The sequence below is a fragment of the Ramlibacter sp. genome (genome assembly GCF_035655895.1).
In the GTDB taxonomy this organism is placed as follows: domain Bacteria; phylum Pseudomonadota; class Gammaproteobacteria; order Burkholderiales; family Burkholderiaceae_C; genus Ramlibacter.
Genome location: NZ_DASRTN010000014.1, coordinates 74,488 through 95,859, shown reverse-complemented (window position 1 = coordinate 95,859; position 21,372 = coordinate 74,488). Strand labels below are relative to the sequence as shown.

Below are 21,372 nucleotides of genomic sequence, written 5' to 3'. Positions count from 1 at the left end.
GTCCGTCGGTCAGAAGCGCCGCACCAGTTGCAGCCGGTTGACGCCGCGGCGGGTGCGGTAGCGCACCTCGTCGAATGCCGCCTTGATGAGCGCGAGGCCCAGGCCGTTCTCGGGCAGGTTGGCTAGGTCGGTGGGGTCGAACATGAAGGTGGTCTCGTCGGCCTGTTCCAGCCGTCCGTCCGGGATCGGCCGTCCGCGGTCGAGCAGTTCGATCTCCAGGCCGCCGGGTCGCTCCAGCAGCCGCAGCCGCACCGTCTCGACACTGTCGCCGCCATAGCCGTGCTTGACGACGTTGGTCAGGGCCTCGGCAACGGCCAGCTCGATCGCGTCGCGGCCGTCGTCGTCGAGCCAGTCGGGCAGCAGCCCGCGCAGCTTCTGCGTGGCCGCCGCGACCTCGGCCATGGCGGCCGGCAGTTCGAGTTCCTCTTCGCGCACGACGCCCGCCAGGCTCAGGCGCCGACCCGGGCCAGGGCCTCGGACCGGTCGCTGCAGATCGGGAACACCTTGTCCATGCGGGTGAGCTTGAACAGGCTGAGCACCGACCCGGTGGCGCCGCACACCGCGAGCGAACCCTGCGTGCCCAGGGCCTTGAGGATGGACACCAGCGCCCCCAGCCCGCTCGAGTCGAGGAAGTCGACCCCGGAGAGGTCCAGCACCAGGCGGCGATCCTCGCCCAGCACCTGCAGCACGGCCTGCTTGAACGCCGGCGCCACCGAGGCGTCCAGCCGCCGCACCCGCGGCACCACGACCGGCACAGCCTGCGCGCGGTCGATCTCGATCAGTTCCATGGAAACTCCTGCGGCCGGCGCCACTGCCGCGCAGCCGCGATGCTAAGGGGAAAGAAGCGGGCCGCCCTCACCATGGGACGTCCCAGCTGACCGACAGGCTGCCGCTGCGCAGCTGCCCTTCGCCGGGCCCGCGGTCGCCCGCGCGCCAGCGGTTGCCGGAGTAGTTGTTGTACTGAACCGTGACGCCGCCCGGGCCGGGGCTGGTCCAGCCAGCGCCATAGGTGTAGTCGGGGTCCCAGGGCTGCTGCCTGCGCCCGTCGGGCCAGGCGAACGCCGTCGCATGGGCGAACCACCCGCCCGGGCGCGTGTACCGGCAGCCCAGCGCGAACGACAGCTTGTCGCGGCCGAGCCCCTCGCCGTCGGCGCGGGTGAAGCGGGGCACCCAGTTGGCGTCGGTGCGGCAGGCGGCCGCATCGCCGTCGCCTACCAGCAGCACCTGCTCCAGCGGCGGCGGCAGCAGGAAGCGCCAGGAAGCGGTCCACTGCCCCTGCGGCAGGTTGAAGCGGCCCTCGCCGCGGCCGGGCTTCCAGCGGGTGCCGGTGTAGTTCGCATACACCAGGCTCCAGCGGCCCGGCGCCTCGTCCTCATAGCCGAAGGCATAGGTGAAGTCGGGGTCCCACGGCCGCTGGCGGTCGGCGTCCAGGTGGCGGAACAGGACGAGCTGGCCGAACCAGCCCGGGTCGTCCAGCGGCTGCCAGCGCAGCAGCGCCTGCACCGTGGGCGAGCCGGCGCGCGTTCCCTGCGTGCCCTGCCCCGCCGCCGCCGCGCTGCGCAGCGGTAGCTCGGCGGTGAGCCGCAGCACCAGCCGGCGCTCGCCGTCACCGGGCTGCGCCACCTGGTCGGGGCCGGGCGGCAGGTACGCGGGGTCGATGCGTGCAGGCGGCTCGACGAAGGTGCCGCCGCGCTGCGATGCCGCGGGCTGGCCCCAGGCCGGCGCGGCGGCCAGCAGGGCAGCCAGTGCGTGCATCGACGGCCGTGCCGCTCGCATGTCAGCGTCCCCACCGCATGGTCGTGGCGGGCCGTGCAGGACCGGTCGCGGGAGCGGCGTCCGCCGGTGCGGCGGCGGTGGCGGCGGGGGCCGGCACCGCGGTGGCGGCCAGACCGCCTGCGGCGGCGCCGCGCCCCGGCGTCCAGCGCCAGATGCGGATCGAGGCGATCTCGAAACGGGCCGGCAGCCGCGCCTCGTCGATCCTGCCGCCCCAGCTGCCGCCCAGCGCCAGGTTGATGCGCAGGCGCATCGGCTGGCGCAACGGGTCGGCCCCGCCGGGCAGCGTCGCGTCCTGCGGTGCGAAGCGGAACCAGGGCTCGCCGTCCAGGGCGATGCTGATCCGCTCGGCCGTCCACTCCAGCGTGTGGGTGTGCCAGTGGCCGTCGAAGCCCGGCAGCACGCGGCTGTCGTTGCGGTGCTTGCGCGTGCGTGGATCGCGACCGTAGTGCACGCCGGCGAAGAGCGTGTCGGGATGCTTGCCGACCGCCTCGAACAGGTCGATCTCGCCGTAGGCGGTGTCGCTCTCGTGCAGCAGCCAGATCGCCGGCCAGACGCCGGCCCCCGACGGGGTGCGCGCCACGACCTCGACGCGGCCGAAGTGCAGCGGCTCGCGCATCACCAGCGACGCCGAGGTGTAGCGCGAAGTGCGCGGCGCCACCCGCCAGTCGCGGCTGCCCGCGCGCCACTGCGCGTTGGGCACCTGCTCGCGCCGGGCTTCCAGCCGCAGCACGCCACCCTCGACCGTGGCATTGCGGTCCGAGTAGTACTGTTCCTCGCGGTTGCGCAGGAAGCCGGTCTCCAGGCGCCAGTAGACCGGGTCGAACCAGCGCCCGCCGGCAAAGGTCTCCTCGTGCTCGAGCGACCACTCAGCCATGGCGTCGGCGCAGCACGCCAGCGCCAGGCCGGCCAGCAGGACATGCAGGCATCGCGCACGCATGGGTCAATGCGACTCCAGCAGCAGCAGCGTGACGTCGTCCTCGAGCGCCTCGCCGCGCCAGCCCCGCAGCGCCTGCAGCACGGCGTCGCGCACCGCGTCCAGCGGCACCGCGCGGCACCGACCCAGCAGCTCGCGTAGGCGGGCCGTGCCGAAGGCCTCGCCGGCGGCGTTGCCGCAATCGGTGATGCCGTCCGAATACAGCGCCAGCCGGCTGCCCGGCGGCATGCGCAGGGTCCGGGCCTCGTACTGCACGCCGGCCAGGATGCCCAGTGGCAGGCTGCCCTCGCCGACCGGCTCGAACGGATGGCCGGCGGCGGCCGAGTACAGCACCGGCGGATGGCCCGCATGGACCAGTGCCGTCTCGCCGGTCGCACGATCGAGCAGGCCGAAGACCATGGTGAGGTACATGCCGTCCTGGTCCATCTGCAGCACGCGCTGGTTGTAGGCGCCCAGGATGCCCGCGGCGAGCGCGCCCAGGTCGCCCACGCCGGCCTGCGCCTCCTCGACCGCCTGCCACGACAGCGAGCGCAGCTGGTGCTGCGCGTGCACCGCCATCATCGCGGCGGCCACGCCGTGCCCCGAGACGTCGGCCAGGTAGAAGGCCAGCAGGCGGTCGCCGACGGCGAAATGGTCGTAGACATCGCCGCCGACGAAGCTGCAGGCCTCGTACAAGCCGTCGAAGCGGTAGCCGCCGAAGTCCTGCGGCGGCGGCAGCTGGCCCAGCTGCAGGCCGCGCGCCATCTCCAGGTCGCGGCTGAGCTGGGCGTAGGCCCGGGTGAGCTCCAGGTTGCGCGAGGCCATCTGCGCCTCGAGCGCGAGCACCCGTTCGGCGGCGCGCAGCCGGGCGCCCAGCTCGGCGGGACGCAGGGGCTTGGCCACGAAGTCGTCGACGCCGGCCTCCATCGCCGCGACCAGCGAGGCCTCGTCGAAGCTGCCGGTGAGCATGATGCAGTACACGTACCCGGCCTCGGGCCGGGCGCGGATCGCGCGGCACAGCGCCAGGCCATCCATCCGCGGCATGTTGCGGTCGGTCACCACCAGGTTGAAGTCGCCAGTCGCGATGCGCTCCAGCGCCTCGGTGCCGTCGCCGCTCTGGCTGACGGCGTAGCCACGCGACTCCAGGAAGGCCGACAGCAGCGCCAGCAGGATCGGATCGTCGTCGACGACCAGCGCACGGACCGGCAACAGCGGCATGGCCCGTTCAGGCCTTCCCGAGCGTGTCGCGCAGCGCCTGCAGCGCGACGGCGACGCCGCCGAAATCCGCGGTCGAGCGGCGGGCCTTGGCCATCAGCCGGTCGAGCTCGTCCTCGATGGCGCGGGCGCGCAGGCCGAACTCGGCCAGACCGAAGGTGCCGGCCGAGCCGGCCAGGGTGTGCATCAGGCGATGCAGCGCCTCCATCGCCGGCGCGTCGTCGGGCGAGGAAGCGCAGGTGATCAGGAGGCGGTGCGCCTCCTCGAGCCGCCCGGGCAGTTGGGCCTGCCAGTCGATCTGGAGGAGCCGCATCCGCTCCTGGAACGAGAGCGGCGCCGCGCCGGCGGCAGGTGGGTCGGCGGAACTCATGGCCGGCGAAGGTATCACGGACCCGGGCCGTCCAACGCTGGAAAAGCAGGGCAAACCGGGGCGGACATCGCCACGATGGCCGGGGCGCGTCGGATCGGACGCAGCAGCCCGGCGCGCCCGCACGGCCCGCCGTGCGCGGCCCGCAGCCTCGATCAGCCACGTCCTACAACCCGGACGCAAGCCGGTCCTTACGATCGCGGCCAACAACCATTCGGGAGCCAGCCATGTCGGGCAGCAACGGGACATCGACCGGCCACAAGGCCGAACGGATCGACGTGACCTGGGAGTACGCACTGTGCGCCTGGGCCCGCCACTTCAACACCAGCGAGAAGCACGTCAAGGAAGCGGTCGCCGCCGTGGGCGACCGTGCCGACCGCGTGCGCGAGCACCTGGCCAGCCGCCGGCAACCGGCGGGACGGTCGGGCGAGCGTCCCTCCAGCTGCTGATCCGTCCACTGCCGTGCGTCGGCCGCGAGGCGACCGCGGCCGTCACTGCACGCGCATCTCGAACGCCCGGGTCAGCGCCGGCAGGTCCAGGATGCGGATGTGCCGCTTGTCGACCTCCAGCAGGTGCTGCTGCTGGAACGCCGAGAAGGTCCGGCTGACCGTCTCGAGCTTCATGCCCAGGTAGCTGCCGATCTCGGCGCGGGTCATGCGCAGGTGGAACTCGTGCGCCGAGTAGCCACGCGCCTTCATCCGCTGCGAGATGTTCAGCAGGAACGCCGCCAGGCGCTCCTCGGCGTTCATGCTGCCCAGCAGGACCATGAGGCTGTGCTCGCGCACGATCTCGCGGCTCATCAGGCGGCCGACCACCATCTGCAGGCTGGTGCTGCCACTGGACAGCTCGGCCAGCTGCGCATAGGGGATGGAACAGATCTCCGCGTCTTCCAGGGCCGTCGCGTTGCTCGCGTGGCGCCCCTGCGCCAGGCCGTCAAGGCCCATCAGTTCGCCGGCCATGTGGAAGCCGCTGACCTGCTCGCGGCCATCGGCCAGCGCCAGGCTGGACTTGAAGGTGCCGCTGCGCACGGCGTAGATGTTGTGGAAGCCGTCGCCCGCGCGGTACAGCGTCTGGCCGGCCTTGATCTTGCGCCGGCTGAACTTCAGGCCGTCCAGCCGCTGCACCTCGTCGCCGGCCAGGCCGCACGGCAGGCACAGGTCCTTCAGGTGGCAGCTCGAGCACAGCGTGGTGAGCGGGGCCGGCGCGGGCGACGGCTCCTCGCGGGTGGCGATGAAGTGGATCGGGGCGGCGGCGGGGCGGGCGATGGTGGCGTTCATGGCGGATCCTGGTGCGGGGCGATTCAATGGACGGTGCGGGCCGAGGCGTCGGCCACGACGGCGGCGAGCTGGTCGAACTCGCTGGACTTGTCGAGGAAGCAGCGCGCGCCCTCGCCGAGGTAGCGCTTGCGGTAGGCCGGGCCGGAGTTGTTGGAGAAGACGACGAATGCGATGCCCGGGTCGGCGCGGCGCACCGCGCGCAGGACCTGCAGACCGGTGCCGCCCTCCAGCTGGACGTCGAGCACGACGACGTCGGGATGGGCGGACAGGATGCCCGCGATCGAAGCCTCGGGCGTGCGGGCTTCCCCGACGATGGCCATGGCGCGCACCGACAGCAGCTGGGCCACCCGCTGGCGGATGGGAGCCGAGTCGTCGGCAAGGAACACTCTGACGGGGGCGTTGGCTGGCATGGGATGAACTTTGCCGCCTGTCGGACGTGTCCGACATCGGCGCCGGCTGATTGCAGGGCTCGGACAACTCCGGAATGCCGGCCGGCGTCGACCGAGGCGGCCTAGGACGATTCCGAGGACCGCCGCCGGGCGCGCAGAAGCCCGCCCTTCCCTCCCCTTTTCCGGCGATCGCGCCGAACGGCGTTCCGCCAGCATGCGAGGCAGCGGCAGCGGGCGCCAGGCGAGTGCGTCCCGTGCGAGCCGCGCCTTGCGCCTGATGAGGGGCCCCATGAGAGCCGATGCCCGACGCGGACTGGTCCGCACCTTCCTGTTCCCGCTGGCCGTCCTGGCGGGTGGCCTGGCGCTGACCTGGGTCGCCGCCCACGGCAACGCGAAGGTCCTGGAGTCCGAAGCCCGCGCGCGGTTCAACCGCCAGGCCGATGGGCTGGAGGCCGAGTTCCTGCGCCGCATGGGCCGCGCCGAATACGGCATGCGCAGCCTGCGCGCGGCCTGGCTGATGGCCGGCCGCCTGGACGACAAGGACCTGCACACCTACGTGGGCGCCCGCGACATGGGACGCGAGTTCCCCGGGGTGCGCGGCTTCGGCGTGGTGGAACGGGTGCAGCGCCGCGACCTGCCCAGGTTCGTGCGGCGCCAGCAGGCCGGTGGCCAGCCCGACTTCGCGGTGCGCAGCGACGGCGACCATCCCGAGCTGCTGGTGATCCGCAGCATCGCCCCGATCGCGGACAACCGGGCCGCGCTCGGCTACGACGCCGCCTCCGATCCGACGCGGCGGGACGCCGCGCAGGCCGCCATCGACAGCGGCATGTCCTGGATGACCGAGCCGGTCACGCTGCTGCAGGACGAGCGCCGCGGCAAGGGCTGGCTGCTGTTCGTGCCGGTCTACCGCGGCAAGCCCACCACCGTGGAGCAGCGGCGCTCGGCGCTGGTCGCCCTGCTGTATTCGCCCATGGTCACCGACGAACTGCTGGCGCCCGTGGCCGAGTCGGCCGGCGGCCAGCTGGCCTTCCGCCTCTACGACGGCACGCCGCCGGACGGGCGGCTGATCTACGACGGCCTGCCGCTGCGGCTGGCCGGGTCGGAACGCAGCAGCGTCCGGCCGGTCGTGATCGGCAACCGCGTCCTCACCCTGGACATCCGCGAGACCGCCGAGGGCGACTGGGCTGGCGGGCCCTGGATCATCGCCAGTGGCGGCGCGCTGCTCAGCATCGGCCTGGCGGTGCTGGCCTGGCTGCTGGCGGCTGGCAAGATGCGGGCGCTCGCGGCCGCCGCGGCCATGGGGGCCGACATGAAGCGCATGGCGTCCATCGTGGAGCGCACGCAGAGCGCCGTGTTCTCCACCGACCTGCAGGGCCGCCTGACCTGGGTCAACGCCGGCTTCGTCGGCCTGGTCGGCCGCCCCCAGGAGGCGCTGCTCGGCCAAGCCGCGGTTGACGTGCTGGGCACGCGGCAGGACGCGCAGGCGTGCGCCACGAGCGATCCCGCTGCCGATCCGGGCGACAGCCGCAGCCGGCGCATGGAGCTGGCCGGAAAGCGACCAGACGGCACGCCCTACTGGACCGAGCTCACGCTGCAGCGGGAGGTGGACGCCGGTGGCTCTCCGCTCGGCTGGATGGGCATCGCCGTCGACGTCACCCGCCGCAAGGAGGCCGAACTGCGCCTGAAGGGCAGCGAGCACATGATGCGCACGATTGCGGACAACGTCCCGGCCAGCATCTCCTACTGGGACGAGCACGGCCGCTGCCTGTTCGTGAACCAGCGCTTCCGCGAGATCTTCGGGCTGCAGGGCAAGCCCCACGAGGCGATCGGCGTGCGCGACCTGCCCGTCGACACGCTCGAGGCCATCGAGCGCCGCTTCGAAGGCGTGATGGACGGCATGCCGCAGCAGTTCGAGCACGTGGTGCACTCGCCCGACGGACGCGAGAGCACCTGGATGGTCCACCTGATCCCGGACATGCCGGGCGACCGCGTCCAGGGCTTCTTCTCGCTGGCCAACGAAGTGACGCAGCTGCGCCGCGCGCGCGACCAGGCGCTGGAGGGCAGCCGGGCCAAGACCCGGTTCCTCTCGAGCATGAGCCATGAGATCCGCACCCCGATGAACGCGATCCTGGGCATGCTGACCCTGCTGCGCTCCACGCCGCTGACCGACCGCCAGGAGGACTACGCGGTCAAGGCCGAAGGGGCCGCCCGCTCGCTGCTCAGCCTGCTCAACGACGTGCTCGACTACTCCAAGATCGAGGCCGGCAAGATGCAGCTGGACTGCCGCCCGTTCTCGCTGGAGAAGCTGCTGTCGGAGCTGTCGGTGATCCTCTCGGCGAACCTGGGCGCCAAGGAGGTCGAGGTGCTGTACGACCTCGACCCCGCGGTGCCCGACCAGCTGGTCGGCGACGACATGCGCCTGCGCCAGATCCTGATCAACCTCGGCGGCAACGCGCTCAAGTTCACCAGCCAGGGCGAGGTGATCCTGCGCACCCGGCTGGTCGAGCGCCGCGAAGGCCAGGCCACGGTGGAGTTCCAGGTCGTCGACAGCGGCATCGGCATCAGCGTGGAGGAGCAGCAGCGCCTGTTCGGCGACTACGTGCAGGCCACCAGCCAGACCGCACGCCAGTTCGGCGGCACCGGCCTGGGCCTGGGCATCTGCCGCCGGCTGACCGAGCTGATGGATTCGAAGCTGCAGCTGCAGAGCGCCGTCGGCCAGGGGAGCACGTTCCATTTCAGCGTGACGTTTCCGGTCGCGGGCGAGCCGACGGCCGGCCCGGCCGACCCGCAATGCGACATCGGGCGCGTGCTGATCGTCGACGACAACGAACTGGCACGCGTCTCGCTGGCCGCGCTGGCGCGCTCGCAGGGCTGGCGTCCCGACGTCGCCGCCAGCGGCGAGGCGGGCATCGCGCTGCTGACGCGCGCGACCGCCGACGGCGATCCCTACCAGGCCGTGTTCGTCGACTGGCGCATGCCCGGCCTGGACGGCTGGGAAGCCAGCATGCGCATCCGCTCGCTGCCCAGCGGCGGGCGCACGCCGGTGGTGGTGATGGTCACCGCGCACGGGCGCGAGATGCTCGGCCAGCGCCCGGTGCGCGAGCAGGCGCTGCTCGACGGCTTCCTGGTCAAGCCGGTGACGGCGGTGATGCTGCGCGACGCCGTGGCGCGCGCGCTGCACGGCACCGCCGGCGCCGGCGCGCCGGTGGTGCGCGAGGCGCCGCAGCCGCTGGCCGGCCTGCGACTGCTGGTGGTGGAGGACAACCCGGTGAACCAGCAGATCGCCCGCGAACTGCTCGCCGCGCAGGGTGCCCGCGTCGAGGTCGCCGAGGACGGTCAGAAGGCGGTCGACCGGCTGGCCGCCGACAGCGCCTACGACGCGGTGCTGATGGATGTCCTGATGCCCGTGATGGACGGCCTGACCGCCACGTCGCGCATCCGCCAGGACCTGGGCCTGCAGTTGCCGATCGTGGCCATGACCGCCAACGCGATGGACAGCGACCGCCTCGATTGCCTGGCCGCCGGAATGAACGACCACGTGGGCAAGCCGGTCGTGCTGGCCGAGGTCATCGCCACCCTCCTGCGCCATGTGCAGCGCAGGGCCGCTGCCGCGCCGGCCGCCAGCACATCCGCATCGGCCGCACCGGCCGCATCGGAGGCGGCCCGGTCCGCAGCGTTCTCCGCCGAGGCGGTCCCGCCGCTGCTCGACCGGCGCGGTGCCATCGAGCGCCTGGGAGGCGACAGCGCGCTGTTCGAGCGGCTGCTGCCGGTGTTCCGCGGCAACCTGCAGAAATCCACGCAGGAACTGGCGTCGGCCCGCGAGCGCGCCGCCCACGAGGAGCTGCGCCGGGTGATCCACAGCATCAAGGGCATGGCCGGCACGATGGGCGCGGCCAGCCTGGCCGTCGCCGCGCAGCACGCCGAGGCGCAGTTGCGCAGTGGCCAGGGCTACCACGACCAGTGCGCGCAGCAGGTCGCCTCGGCGATCGAGGACACGCTGCGCGCGCTTGGCTGAGCGCCACCTTGCGCAAATCCGGCAGGCCGCTTAGGCAATTCGCCTAGGCCGCTGCGACCGCGCCGTGCCCCAATCGTCACCAGGACCCTTGCGCCATGACGCCCGCCGACCCGATCCCCACCCGTGCGCCCGCCAGCCCGTCGCAGGCGCCGCTGGGCGCCGCGGCGCCGCAGCCGGTCATCCTGCTGGTCGAGGACGACTCGATCAACCAGATGGTGGGCCAGGTGCTGCTCCAGACGCTTGGCTACACCGACGTGCACACCGCTGCCGACGGGCACGAGGCGCTGGCCTTCTGCGCAGCGCATGAACCCGACCTGGTGCTGATGGACTGCCTCATGCCGCGGATGGGCGGCCTGGAGGCCACGCGCCGGTTGCGCCAGGCCGGCTTTCGCAAGCCGGTGGTGGCGCTGACCGGCAGCACCGACCCGCAGGACGTGGCCGAGTGCCTGCAGGCCGGCATGGACGACCACCTGGCCAAGCCGATCGACGCCCAGCGGCTGGGCGAGGTGGTGGCGCGCTGGCTGGGCCGCTGCGCCGTCGCGCCCCAGCCGCTGAACTGAGCCCGCCGCTTCTCGCACCACGGCCTCACATGGCGGCTGGCCGGCCGGCCAGCTGGGGGCGATGCCAGGTCGTCCATGCCGCAACAGACGTAAGCATTCGGCCGGCAGGCCGCCGCCGCCCGGCCCCCGCCCCGAATACTGGCGCCTCCCGTTGTCCCGGAGCCGCGCATGACGTCCCCCGCCTCCCGCCACCTGCCCCTTGCTGGCGTCCTGCTCGGCGTGGCGCTCGGCGGTTTCCTCGATGGCATCCTGTTCCACCAGGTGCTGCAGTGGCATCACCTGCTCAGCAAGGTGGACCGGCCCGGGCTGCAGGATCTGCGGGTGCAGGTGATGGCCGATGGCGCCTTCCACGTGCTGATGTACCTCATCGCGGTGACCGGCCTGGTCGTGTTCTGGCGCTCCCGGGACGCCTTCGCCCGCCCCGGCGGCGAACGCCTGCTGCGCGGCTGGCTGGTCATCGGCTTCGGTGGCTGGCACGTGGCCGACGCGGTGGTCTTCCACTGGATCCTGGGCATCCACCACATCCGCATGGACAGCCCGCAGCCGGTCGCCTGGGACGTGGGCTTCGCGGTGCTCGGCGCCACGGTGATGGTGCTGGGCTGGCGGCTGCTGCGCTCGGGCGGTGCGGCGCCGGGCGGCGGTCAGCGCCGGGCCGCCGCCCTCTCGGTCGCGGTGCTGGCGGCGGGCCTGCTGGCCGCCTGGCCGCCTCCGGCCGAGAGCGGCGACGTGCTGGTGCTGTTCGGTCCGGGCACGCGGCCGGCCTCGGCGTTCGACGCCTTCAGCCGGGTGGACGGCCGGGTGGTCTGGGTCGATCCCACCGGTTCGCTGTGGGCCGTGAAGCTGCCCGAGCCCCGTGCCGGACGGGCGCTGTACGGCCACGGCGCCTGGCTGGTGACCGGCTCGGTGGTCGCGGCCGGCTGCCTGTCGTGGGCGCGGGTGGAGCGCTGACCCGGGCCGCCCGTGGCCTCCCGCAGCGGGAGTGCTGGCCAGCGTGCGCGCGCTATTGCGCGATCAGCCCGTGCCTGAGGGCGTAGCGCACCAGGTCGGTCTGGTTGCCCAGGCCCATCTTGGCCATCAGGTTGGCCTTGTGGGTGCTCACCGTCTTGACCGACAGGGTGAGCGCGGCGGCGATGTCGCTCACCGAATCGCCGGCGGCCAGCCGCTGCATGACCTGGAACTCGCGGTCGGACAGGCTCTCGTGCGGCGCGCCGGCGCCGCCGCCGGGCATGGCACCGAGCGCCAGCTGCTCGGCCACCTCGGCGCTGATGTAGGCCCCGCCGCCCGCGATCTTGCGCAGCGCCTGCACCAGCTGCGCCGGCGCGCTCTCCTTGGTGAGGTAGCCGCTCGCGCCGGCCTTGATGGCGCGCACCGCGTACTGCGTTTCCTGGTGCATCGACAGCACCAGGATGCGCAGGCGCGGCTTCTCGGCCTTGACCAGCTTGATCAGCTCCATGCCACTGCGCCCGGGCATCGACAGGTCGAGCACGAGCACGTCGAACGCGAGCTCGCGCACGCGCTGCATGACCTCGGTGCCGTCGCCCGCCTCGCCGACCACCTGCAGGTCGGCCGCGTCGGTCACGATGCGCTTGAGGCCCTCGCGCACGATCGCGTGGTCGTCGGCGATGACGATGCGGATCACGCCGGCTCCTGCACCGGGATGCGCGCCTCGACCCGCGTGCCCTCTCCCGGCGTGCTGGCCACCTGCACCCGGCCCTGCAGCAGGTGGGCCCGCTCGCGCAGGCCGACCAGGCCGATCGACTGCGGCTTGCGCGGCGCGCCAGTACGGAAGCCGATCCCGTTGTCCTGCACGCTGAGCACCATCTCGGCGCCCTCCCGCGCGACGCGCACCTGCACGCGCGAGGCCCGGGCGTGCTTGCCCACGTTGACCAGCGATTCCTGCACGATGCGGAACACGCCGGTGGCATAGGGCTCGGCCAGTTCCAGGTCCTCGTCGATGTCCAGCTCGCAGGCGACGCCGGTGCGCTGCTGGAAGTTCTGCACCAGCCACTCGATGGCGGGGGCGAGCCCGAGGTCGTCGAGCAGCAGCGGCCGCAGGTCGGCGGCGATGCGGCGCGTGGCGGCCACCGCGGCGTCGAGCATGGCCAGCATCTCCGACAACTTGGCCGCGGCCGCCGACGGTTCGCTGCCGAGGTGGTCGCGCACCCAGATCGTGTCCATCTTCAGCGCGGTGAGCGACTGCGCCAGCTCGTCGTGCAGCTCGCGGGCGATCCGGGTCTTCTCCTGCTCGCGCACGCCGCTGGCCTCGGCCGCGAAGGCGGCCAGTTCCTCGCGGGCGCGAACCCGTTCGGTGACATCGCGCAGGATCACCGTGTAGAGCTTGCCCTCGGGCAGCGACAGCTGCGAGATCGAGGCATCCATGGGGAACTCGTCCCCGTTCTTGCGCAGCCCCTTGATGACGGTGCCGTCGCCCATCCGGCGCGAGGTCACGCCGGTCTGGCCGAACCGCCGCACCATCGCGGCGTGGCCTTCGCGGAAGCGCTCGGGCAGCAGCAGCTCGATCGGCTTGCCGAGCACCTCGGCAGCCGTCCAGCCGAAGATCTTCTCGGCGGCGCGGTTGTACAGCACGATGGCCTGCGACTCGTCGATGGACAGGATGGCGTCCATGGCCGAGTCCAGCAGGCCGGACAGCCGGGCGGCGAGGGCGTCGCCGCTGGAGGAAGGAACCATTGGGGACATGGGCACGGATCGGGCTGAAATTACAGCACACGCCCGCCCCCTGCCGGGGCGACGCCCGGTCACTGCCGCACCACTGCGGCGCCACTGCCGAGCCACCGCACGGCCGCTGCGGGCTGTCCCGCCACCGCACCGTCGCTGCCGGCTGCCCCGCCGGCGATGCCGCCCGGGTCAGCCGGCCGAGCCCGGCCGCACCGGCGAGGGCTCGGGGCCCTCGTCGGACGCCAGCAGCAGGGTCAGGCCGCTGGCCAGCATGCAGGCACCCCAGAACACGAAGAGGCCGGCGGCATGGACCGCCTGCCGCGACCAGCCCAGTCCCTGCCCCGCCCATTGCAGCTCCAGTGGATCGACCAGGGCGAACACGACCAGTTGCAGCAGGCAGGCGGCCAGGAACGCCGGCCAGGCGATGCGCATGAGCTTGCGGCCGGGCATGTCGGCCTCAGCGGTCGGCGGTGGGCGTGGCGGCATGGTTGCGCGCCTGGTTGGCCGGCAGGCGGGCGCGGTCGCGCGCCAGCTGCTTGCCGATCTCGATGCCGCCGCGCCAGGCGTCGTCGGTCACCATCGTGTCGGCGCCGCGCGCGGCGATCACCGCAGTGACGACCGAGGCGACCACCACCACGGCGGGGCCGGCCACGACCAGCCAGACGTGGCCGTGGCGCCACCAGGGCGCGGGCGGGCGGGAAGGGGGAGCGTCAGGGGGCATGCGGTTCTCCTGGCGTCAGCGGGGCACGAGGAAGACGGACTTCTCGCGCACGTGCGCATCGCCGTTGCGGGTTTCGATGTCGAAGTGGATGGGATGGGAGCCAGGCGCGGCCGAGCCATAGGGGATCTGCAGCCGCACCGGCACCCAGCGCGACTCCGCCGGCCCGACGGTCACGTCGGCGTCGGAGGCGATCGCCAGTCCCGGGAGGCCGCCCGGCGTGATGCGGTAGTGCTGGGTCTCCTCGGTCGCGTTCATCACCTGCAGCCGGTAGACGTTCTCCAGCCGCCCGCCGGCGACGATGCGCGAGAGCGCCGCGCGGTCGCGCACCACGTCGACCTTCAGCGGCGTGCGCACGGCCAGGCTGAAGGCGAGCCCCAGGCACAGGGTCCCCAGGATGGCTGCATAGGCCAGGATGCGCGGACGCAGCACGTGCCGCACGATGTCGCGCCGGCTCCAGCCGTTGGCCAGCGCGTTCTGCGTGGTGAACCGGATCAGCCCGCGCGGGTAGTGCATCTTGTCCATCACCGTGTCGCACACGTCGATGCAGCCGGCACAGCCGATGCAGTCGAACTGCAGCCCGTTGCGGATGTCGATGCCCGTGGGGCACACCTGCACGCACAACCCGCAGTCGATGCACGAGCCCAGGCCCAGCGACTTCGGCTCGGCGTTGCGCGCGCGGGTGCCGCGCGGGTCGCCGCGCCCGGCGTCGTAGCTGACGATCAGGGTGTCGCGGTCGAACATCGCGCTCTGGAAGCGCGCGTACGGGCACATGTACTTGCAGACCTGCTCGCGCAGGAAGCCGGCGTTGCCGTAGGTGGCCAGGGCGTAGAAGAACACCCAGAACACCTCCCACGACCCCATGCGCGTCTGCAGGAACTCCATGGCCAGCTCGCGCACCGGCGTGAAGTAGCCGACGAAGGTGAAGCCGGTCCACATCGCCAGGGCGCCCCACAGGAGGTGCTTGAACCACTTCTTGACCAGCTTCTCCAGCGTGAGGTCGCCGGCGTCCAGCTTCATGCGCTGCGGGCGGTCGCCCTCGACGCGGCGCTCGATCCACAGGAACATCTCGGTGTAGACCGTCTGCGGGCAGGCGAACCCGCACCACAGACGGCCGGCTACGGCGGTGAAGAGGAACAGCGAGAGCGCGCTGACCACCAGCAGCCCGGTGAGGTAGATGAAGTCCTGCGGGTACAGCACGTAGCCGAACAGGTAGAAGCGCCGCGAGGCCAGGTCGAACAGCACGGCCTGGCGGCTGCCGGCCTCGGTCGACCAGGACAGCCAAGGCAGGCCGTAGAAGACCAGCTGCGTCAGCCACACGGACGCCCAACGCCAGCGCGCGAACAGCCCGGTCACCGCCCGCGGGTAGATCTTCTTGTGCGCCTCGTAGAGCGACTGCTCCTGCGCGGCGGGCACGGGGAGGATGGGGATGACTTTCTGGTTCATGGCCGGCGTCTCGGGTGGGGGTTCGATCCCACGCCCCGATCGTGCCGCCGCGCGACCGCCCGGCGTTTGCGCTAGATCAGGGGCAGGCGCTTTCGGCCGCCGCGCCGCCTGGCAGGCCCGCCCCCGCGGGGCGCCCGACGCAAAGCCCCGCCGCGTCGGCACGCGGGCGGGGCTCTGCGACCGGTGGCGGTCAGGGACTCAGGGCTTTGCGGGCACCGGCTTGTTGGACAGCCCCCAGACGTACGACGCCAGCACGTGGATCTGCGCATCGGTGAGCTTGCCGTCCTGCGCCGGCATCACGTTGGTCCTGCCGTTGTTGACGATGTTGATGATCGCCTGCTCGCCCCAGCCGTGCAGCCAGACGTCGTCGGTCAGGTTGGGCGCGCCGATCGCCTGGTTGCCCTTGCCGTCCATGCCGTGGCAGGCGGCGCAGGCGGTGAACTTGGACTTGCCCAGCTGCGCGCGCACCGAGTCGTGCGGCGCGCCGGACAGCGACAGCACATAGTTGGCGACGTTCTTGACGTCGTCGGGGGTGCCGACGGTCGCGGCCATCGGCGGCATCGCGCCCTGGCGGCCGCCCTTGATGGTCTCGGCGATCTTCCCGGGCGTGCCGCCGTGCAGCCAGTCGGGATCGGTCAGGTTGGGAAAGCCCTTGCTGCCGCGCGCGTCGGAGCCGTGGCACTGGGCGCAGTTGTTCATGAACAGGCGCTCGCCGATCGCCATGGCCTGCGGGTCCCCGGCCACCTCTTCGACCTTGCGGGCGGTGAACTGCGCGTACAGCGGCGCAAGCTCGCGGTTGGCCTTCTCGACCTCGCTGACGTAGGCCTCGCGGGAGCTCCAGCGCAGCTGGCCCTCGTAGGTGCCCAGGCCCGGATAGGCGACCAGGTACAGCAGCGAGAAGACGATCGTCAGCACGAACAGCCACATCCACCAGCGCGGCATGGGGTTGTTCATCTCGGTCAGGTCCTCGTCCCAGACATGGCCGGTGGTGTTGTCGGCGGTGGCCACCACCTTCTTGCGGGCGGTGATCCACAGGAGCAGCAGGCAGGCCACGATGCCCACCAGGGTGACGCCGGCCACGTAGGCCGGCCAGAAATTGCCAGTGAAGTCGCTCATGACGGCCTCGTCTCAGTCCTGTTGGAACGGGATGTGCGCGTCTTCCTCGAAGCGGGCACGGTTGGAGCGGGCGTAGGCCCAGGCGAAGATGGCGATGAAGGTCGCGAAGCAGGCCAGCGTGGCGGCGATGCGCAGGGTGGTGACGTCCATGGTGGTGTCCGGTCTCGGCTCAGGTGTTCACTTCAGGGCCAGGCCCAGCGACTGCAGGTACGCCACCAGCGCGTCCATCTCGGTCTTGCCCTTGACCTCGGCGGGGGCCTTGGCGATCTGCTCGTCGGTGTAGGGCACGCCGGCGACCCGCAGGGCCTTCATGTGGGCGGCGATCGTGGCGTCGTCGGCTGGCGTCTTCTCCAGCCACGGGTAGGCCGGCATGTTCGACTCGGGCACCACGTCGCGCGGATTGTTCAGGTGGATGCGGTGCCACTCGTCGCTGTACTTGCCGCCCACGCGGGCCAGGTCGGGACCGGTGCGCTTGCTGCCCCACTGGAACGGGTGGTCGTACACCGACTCGCCGGCGACCGAGTAGTGCCCGTAGCGCAGGGTCTCGGCGCGGAACGGCCGGATCATCTGCGAGTGGCAGTTGTAGCAACCCTCGCGCAGGTAGATGTCGCGGCCGGCCAGCTGCAGCGCGCCGTACGGCTTGACGCCCTCGATCGCGACAGTGGTCGACTTCTGGAAGAACAGCGGGACGATCTCCACCAGGCCGCCGATGGCGACCACCAGCAGGATCAGCACGATCATCAGGAAGTTGCTGGTCTCCACCTTCTCGTGGGTGAAGCCGGCGGGTTGGGCTTGGTTGCTCATGGTGTCGTTCTCTCGTTCAGGCGGGCTGCGCCACCGGCACGCTCGCGCGCACCGCACGGCCGTTGGCCACGGTCATCCAGGTGTTCCAGGCCATCACCAGCATGCCGGCCAGGTACAGCAGGCCGCCGAGCACGCGGATGACGTAGAAGGGATAGGTCGCCTTGACCGACTCGACGAAGGTGTAGGTCAGCGTGCCGTCGCCGTTGATGGCGCGCCACATCAGTCCCTGCATCACGCCGGCGATCCACATGGCGGCGATGTACAGGACGATGCCGACGGTGGCGATCCAGAAGTGCAGCTCGATCGCCGGCACCGAGTACATCTTCTTCTGGCCGAACAGGCGCGGGATGAGGTAGTACAGCGTGCCCATCGAGATCAGGCCCACCCAGCCGAGCGCGCCGGAGTGCACGTGGCCGACGGTCCAGTCGGTGTAGTGCGACAGGGCGTTGACGGTCTTGACGGACATCATCGGGCCCTCGAAGGTGCTCATGCCGTAGAACGACAGCGACACGATCAGGAAGCGCAGCACCGGGTCGTCGCGCAGCTTGTGCCAGGCGCCCGAGAGCGTCATCACGCCGTTGATCATCCCGCCCCAGCTGGGGGCCAGCAGGATCAGCGAGAACAGCATGCCGATCGACTGGGTCCAGTCGGGCAGCGCGGTGAAGTGCAGGTGGTGCGGGCCCGCCCACATGTAGGTGAAGATCAGCGCCCAGAAGTGCACGATCGACAGGCGGTAGCTGTAGACCGGGCGCTCGGCCTGCTTCGGGACGAAGTAGTACATCATCCCCAGGAAGCCGGCGGTCAGGAAGAAGCCGACCGCGTTGTGGCCGTACCACCACTGCACCATCGCGTCCTGGACGCCGGCGTACACCGAGTACGACTTCATCCAGCCGGCCGGGATGGCGGCGCTGTTGACCAGGTGCAGGATGGCCACGGCCAGGATGAAGGCGCCGTAGAACCAGTTGGCCACGTAGATGTGGCGCACCTTGCGCGTGCCAATCGTGCCGAAGAACACGAGCGCGTACGAGACCCACACCGCCGTGATCAGGATGTCGATCGGCCACTCGAGCTCGGCGTACTCCTTGCCGGAGGTGTAGCCCAGCGGCAGGCTGATCGCCGCCGCCACGATCACGGCCTGCCATCCCCAGAAGGTGAAGGAGGCCAGCTTCGGCAGGAACAGCGGCACGTGGGAGGTGCGCTGCACGACCCAGTAGCTGCTGGCGAACAGGGCGCAGCCGCCGAAGGCGAAGATCACCGCGTTGGTGTGCAGCGGCCGCAGGCGGCCGTAGCTGAGCCATGGAATGCCGAAGTTGAGTTCCGGCCAGGCGAGCTGGGCCGCGATGAACACGCCGACCAGCATGCCCACCACGCCCCAGACGACGGCCATCAGCGAGAACTGCCGCACCACGGTGTCGTGGTACTGGGCAGCCGGGAGGGAGTTGTCGTTCATTGAGAGCACCTTGATCGTGACGCTCCCAGTGTCGAACGCACGGGCGCGGCGCCCGTTGATGCACATCAATCGGCGTCGAGAATCCGCTGCGCTTCGGCGTCGAGCGAGTCGAACTGGCCGCGCCAGACGGCCCAGCCCAGCGCCCCGAGGATCAGCAGGCCAAGGCCGACCGACAAGGGAATGAGCAGGAAGAGGATGTCCATGGCAGGTCCTGGTGGCGCCAGCGCTCAGCGCGCCGCGGCCGGCAGGGCCGCTGCGCCGGCCGCAGGCGCGCCGGTGCGGTCGGCGCGGAGGGTGGAACGCGGCGGCGCGCCGTCGGGGATGCGGGCCAGCCGCGCGGCGTTGGCGACCACGAACAGCGAGCTGGCCGCCATGCCCAGCCCGGCCGCCCAGGGCGGCATCCAGCCGACGAGGGCCAGCGGCACCGACACCGCGTTGTAGGCCGCCGCCCAGGCGAGGTTCTGGCGCACGATGCGGCGCGTGCGCCGCGCCACCGCCAGCAGCGTGGCCACCGCGTCCGGCTGCCCGCCCGGCACCACGACGTCGGCGGCCGATTGGGCCAGCGGCGCGGCCTGCCCCATCGCGACGGACAGGTCGGCCCGCGCGAGCACCGGCCCGTCGTTCATGCCGTCGCCCACCATCGCCGCGCGGTGCCCCTGCGCCTGCAGCTGCCGCACGTGCGCGAGCTTGTCCTCGGGCGAGCGGCCGCCCCAGCAGCGTTCGATGCCGGCACGCGCGGCCAGCCGGCGCACCGCCGCGGCGCGGTCGCCGGAGAGCAGCTGGACGTCCAGCCCGTCGGCGTGCAGCCGTGCGACCGCGGCGGCCGCGTCGTCCCGCAGGGACTCGTCGAGCGTGAAGGCCGCCAGCCAGCCGCTCTCGTCGGCAAGGTGGACCTGGGCGGTGTCGCCGGCCGGATCGGGTGCGCCGCAGAACGCCGCGGACCCGAGCCGCAGCGACCGGGGCACGGCCCCGGGGCGGGCCCGCACCTGGCCGGCCAGCCCGCGGCCGGCGAACTCCTGCACCTCGGCCGCCTCGGCCGGACCATCGCCGGCGTCGTCGGCGGCAGCCAGGGCGCGCGAGGCGGGGTGCAGGGACTGCCGGGCGAGGGCCGCAGCCAGCCGCAACGCCTGCGCGGCATCCGTTCCGTCGCGCGTGGCGATCGCAGCCACCTGCATCCGGTCGCGCGTGAGCGTGCCGGTCTTGTCGAACACCACCACGTCGATCGACGCGGCGGCCTCGAGCGCCTCCAGGCGCCGCACCAGGATGCCGCGCCGCGCGAGCGCGCCGGCCGCCGCCAGGGTGGCGGCCGGCGTGGCCAGCGACAGCGCGCACGGGCAGGTCACGATCAGCACCGCAACGGCGATGCCCAGTGCGTGCCCGGCGCCGCCGGGCCACCAGGCCCAGGCCGCTGCCGCGGCGGCGGCGAGCACCGCCACCAGGAACGGCCCGGCGATGCGGTCGGCCAGCTGCGCCAGCCGGGGCTTGTCGACGGCGGCGCGCTCCATCAGCGCCACGATGGCCGCATAGCGCGTGTCGTCGCCGATCCGCTCGACGACGACCAGCAGTGCGCCGGCCAGGTTGTGGCTGCCGGCCACCACGGCGTCACCCGCCGTGCGCGGCAGCGGTTCGGATTCGCCGGTGAGCAGCGCCTCGTCGACGCGGCTGCTGCCTTCGAGCACGCGGCCATCGGCCGGGAACGCCTCCCCGGGCAGCACGCGGATGCGGTCGCCCACCCGCAGGCGGCGCACGGCAACGCGCTCGAAGCTGCCGTCCTCGCGCCGTCGCTCGACGGTGGCGGGCAGCCGGCGCATCAGCGCTTCGAGCGAGCCGGCGGTGCGATCGCGCAGGCGCTGCTCCAGCAGCCGGCCCGACAGCAGGAAGAACACGAACATGGTCAGCGAGTCGTACCAGACCTCGCGGCCGAGCGGCCCGGCCGGGTCGAGCGTGGCGACCGTGCTCGCGCCGAACGCGATCGCGATGCCGGCGGCGACCGGCACGTCCATGCCGATGCCGCCGTTGCGCAGGTCGCGCAGCGCCGACCCGAAGAACGGCCAGCACGAGAACAGCACCACCGGGACGGTCAGCATCCACGAGGCCCACCGCAGCAGCGCCTGGATGTCGGGCGTGATGTCGCCGGGCTGGGCGATGTACGCGGGGTACGCGTACATCATCACCTGCATCATGCAGAAGCCGGCGACCAGCCAGCGCCACAGCAGCCGCCGGCGGGCCTGCTGGCGCGGCTCGGCGGCCAGCTGGTCGCCGGCCGGCAGCGCGCCGTAGCCGGCCCGCTGCAGCGCCACCAGCCACTCGGACGGCCGCGTCCGCGCGGGCGCCCAGACGATGCGCGCGGTGGCCGTCGCGCCATTGACCTGCACCGCCTGCACGCCCGGCAGGCGCGACAGTGCCTCCTCGATCGTCAGGGTGCAGGCGGCGCAGAACATGCCTTCGATCGCGAGGTAGGACTCCCAGCAACCCTCGTGGTCGCGCACCGGGCGGCTGAACTCCTCCCAGGCGGCGGGCTCGTCGAGGGCCACCCAGGCGGCCGGCGGCGGCACGGTGGTCGCGGGCGCGGGAAGGCTGACGGACTGCATGCGGGGAGGCTACCGGCGCAGCCGGCCGACCCTGTTGATGCAGGTCAACGGGGCGCCGG

The 21,372-nt window shown here is 72.2% G+C and carries 23 protein-coding genes; 4 read left to right on the top strand and 19 right to left on the bottom strand.

Annotation, left to right across the window (positions count from 1 at the left end; translation table 11 throughout):
• Positions 1–9: 9 nt before the first annotated feature.
• The 6 genes from VFE82_RS17440 to VFE82_RS17415 form a co-directional block, all read right to left on the bottom strand.
• Entirely contained in the window at positions 10–435 is a 426-nt protein-coding gene (locus VFE82_RS17440; protein WP_325001607.1) for an ATP-binding protein, read from the bottom strand.
• Between the two features lie 14 nt (positions 436–449).
• Positions 450–788 carry an STAS domain-containing protein gene (locus tag VFE82_RS17435; RefSeq protein ID WP_325001606.1) on the bottom strand — a complete coding sequence of 113 codons (339 nt, stop codon included), beginning with the start codon at positions 786–788 and terminating at the stop codon, positions 450–452.
• Positions 789–855: 67 nt separating this feature from the next.
• On the bottom strand, positions 856–1,776 hold the full coding sequence (locus tag VFE82_RS17430; protein WP_325001605.1) for a hypothetical protein: 921 nt from the start codon (positions 1,774–1,776) through the stop codon (positions 856–858).
• A gap of 1 nt (position 1,777) precedes the next feature.
• Positions 1,778–2,713: a glycoside hydrolase family 16 protein gene (locus VFE82_RS17425; RefSeq protein ID WP_325001604.1), complete on the bottom strand. Its 936-nt coding sequence runs from the start codon at positions 2,711–2,713 to the stop codon at positions 1,778–1,780.
• 3 nt (positions 2,714–2,716) lie between these two features.
• Positions 2,717–3,907 carry a PP2C family protein-serine/threonine phosphatase gene (locus VFE82_RS17420; protein ID WP_325001603.1) on the bottom strand — a complete coding sequence of 397 codons (1,191 nt, stop codon included), beginning with the start codon at positions 3,905–3,907 and terminating at the stop codon, positions 2,717–2,719.
• A gap of 7 nt (positions 3,908–3,914) precedes the next feature.
• Positions 3,915–4,274 (bottom strand): Hpt domain-containing protein, encoded by a 360-nt coding sequence (locus VFE82_RS17415; RefSeq protein ID WP_325001602.1) that lies wholly within the window; start codon positions 4,272–4,274, stop codon positions 3,915–3,917.
• Positions 4,275–4,498: 224 nt separating this feature from the next.
• On the opposite strand from VFE82_RS17415, the gene VFE82_RS17410 reads away from it, so the two are divergent.
• On the top strand, positions 4,499–4,720 hold the full coding sequence (locus VFE82_RS17410; RefSeq protein WP_325001601.1) for a DUF3606 domain-containing protein: 222 nt from the start codon (positions 4,499–4,501) through the stop codon (positions 4,718–4,720).
• A 42-nt stretch (positions 4,721–4,762) separates the two neighbouring features.
• Here the strand turns inward: VFE82_RS17410 and fnr are convergent, their stop codons facing one another.
• Both fnr and VFE82_RS17400 read right to left on the bottom strand, forming a co-directional pair.
• Positions 4,763–5,548 (bottom strand): fumarate/nitrate reduction transcriptional regulator Fnr, encoded by a 786-nt coding sequence (fnr, locus tag VFE82_RS17405; protein WP_325001600.1) that lies wholly within the window; start codon positions 5,546–5,548, stop codon positions 4,763–4,765.
• A 23-nt stretch (positions 5,549–5,571) separates the two neighbouring features.
• The gene (locus tag VFE82_RS17400) at positions 5,572–5,958 is read right to left on the bottom strand and encodes a response regulator transcription factor (RefSeq protein WP_325001599.1); all 387 of its coding nucleotides are present in this window, start codon (positions 5,956–5,958) and stop codon (positions 5,572–5,574) included.
• 268 nt (positions 5,959–6,226) lie between these two features.
• Between VFE82_RS17400 and VFE82_RS17395 the strand changes: the two genes are divergently transcribed.
• From VFE82_RS17395 to VFE82_RS17385, 3 genes are all read left to right on the top strand, one after another.
• Positions 6,227–9,952, top strand: a complete 3,726-nt coding sequence (locus VFE82_RS17395) for a CHASE domain-containing protein (RefSeq protein WP_325001598.1) — start codon at positions 6,227–6,229, stop codon at positions 9,950–9,952.
• A 95-nt stretch (positions 9,953–10,047) separates the two neighbouring features.
• Entirely contained in the window at positions 10,048–10,512 is a 465-nt protein-coding gene (locus VFE82_RS17390; protein ID WP_325001597.1) for a response regulator, read from the top strand.
• 168 nt (positions 10,513–10,680) lie between these two features.
• Positions 10,681–11,460 carry a DUF2243 domain-containing protein gene (locus VFE82_RS17385; protein WP_325001596.1) on the top strand — a complete coding sequence of 260 codons (780 nt, stop codon included), beginning with the start codon at positions 10,681–10,683 and terminating at the stop codon, positions 11,458–11,460.
• 52 nt (positions 11,461–11,512) lie between these two features.
• Here VFE82_RS17385 and VFE82_RS17380 read toward each other — a convergent pair whose 3' ends face one another.
• From VFE82_RS17380 to VFE82_RS17330, 11 genes are all read right to left on the bottom strand, one after another.
• A complete protein-coding gene (locus VFE82_RS17380; RefSeq protein WP_325001595.1) occupies positions 11,513–12,151 on the bottom strand; it encodes a response regulator transcription factor in 639 nt (212 codons plus the stop codon).
• Complete coding sequence (locus VFE82_RS17375; RefSeq protein WP_325001594.1) at positions 12,148–13,209, bottom strand: PAS domain-containing sensor histidine kinase; 1,062 nt, start codon at positions 13,207–13,209, stop codon at positions 12,148–12,150. The genes VFE82_RS17380 and VFE82_RS17375 overlap by 4 nt, the downstream gene beginning before the upstream one ends.
• A 168-nt stretch (positions 13,210–13,377) precedes the next feature.
• The gene (locus VFE82_RS17370) at positions 13,378–13,638 is read right to left on the bottom strand and encodes a hypothetical protein (protein ID WP_325001593.1); all 261 of its coding nucleotides are present in this window, start codon (positions 13,636–13,638) and stop codon (positions 13,378–13,380) included.
• 7 nt (positions 13,639–13,645) lie between these two features.
• A complete protein-coding gene (locus VFE82_RS17365; protein WP_325001592.1) occupies positions 13,646–13,909 on the bottom strand; it encodes a FixH family protein in 264 nt (87 codons plus the stop codon).
• A 15-nt stretch (positions 13,910–13,924) separates the two neighbouring features.
• Positions 13,925–15,352 (bottom strand): cytochrome c oxidase accessory protein CcoG, encoded by a 1,428-nt coding sequence (gene ccoG, locus VFE82_RS17360; protein ID WP_325001591.1) that lies wholly within the window; start codon positions 15,350–15,352, stop codon positions 13,925–13,927.
• Between the two features lie 198 nt (positions 15,353–15,550).
• On the bottom strand, positions 15,551–16,468 hold the full coding sequence (ccoP, locus tag VFE82_RS17355; RefSeq protein ID WP_325001590.1) for a cytochrome-c oxidase, cbb3-type subunit III: 918 nt from the start codon (positions 16,466–16,468) through the stop codon (positions 15,551–15,553).
• A 12-nt stretch (positions 16,469–16,480) separates the two neighbouring features.
• Complete coding sequence (locus VFE82_RS17350; protein ID WP_325001589.1) at positions 16,481–16,618, bottom strand: cbb3-type cytochrome c oxidase subunit 3; 138 nt, start codon at positions 16,616–16,618, stop codon at positions 16,481–16,483.
• A 27-nt stretch (positions 16,619–16,645) separates the two neighbouring features.
• Entirely contained in the window at positions 16,646–17,272 is a 627-nt protein-coding gene (ccoO, locus tag VFE82_RS17345; protein ID WP_325001588.1) for a cytochrome-c oxidase, cbb3-type subunit II, read from the bottom strand.
• 16 nt (positions 17,273–17,288) lie between these two features.
• A complete protein-coding gene (gene ccoN, locus VFE82_RS17340; protein ID WP_325001587.1) occupies positions 17,289–18,722 on the bottom strand; it encodes a cytochrome-c oxidase, cbb3-type subunit I in 1,434 nt (477 codons plus the stop codon).
• Positions 18,723–18,787: 65 nt separating this feature from the next.
• A complete protein-coding gene (gene ccoS, locus VFE82_RS17335; RefSeq protein ID WP_325001586.1) occupies positions 18,788–18,925 on the bottom strand; it encodes a cbb3-type cytochrome oxidase assembly protein CcoS in 138 nt (45 codons plus the stop codon).
• A gap of 24 nt (positions 18,926–18,949) precedes the next feature.
• The gene (locus tag VFE82_RS17330) at positions 18,950–21,313 is read right to left on the bottom strand and encodes a cation-translocating P-type ATPase (RefSeq protein ID WP_325001585.1); all 2,364 of its coding nucleotides are present in this window, start codon (positions 21,311–21,313) and stop codon (positions 18,950–18,952) included.
• Positions 21,314–21,372: the final 59 nt, after the last annotated feature.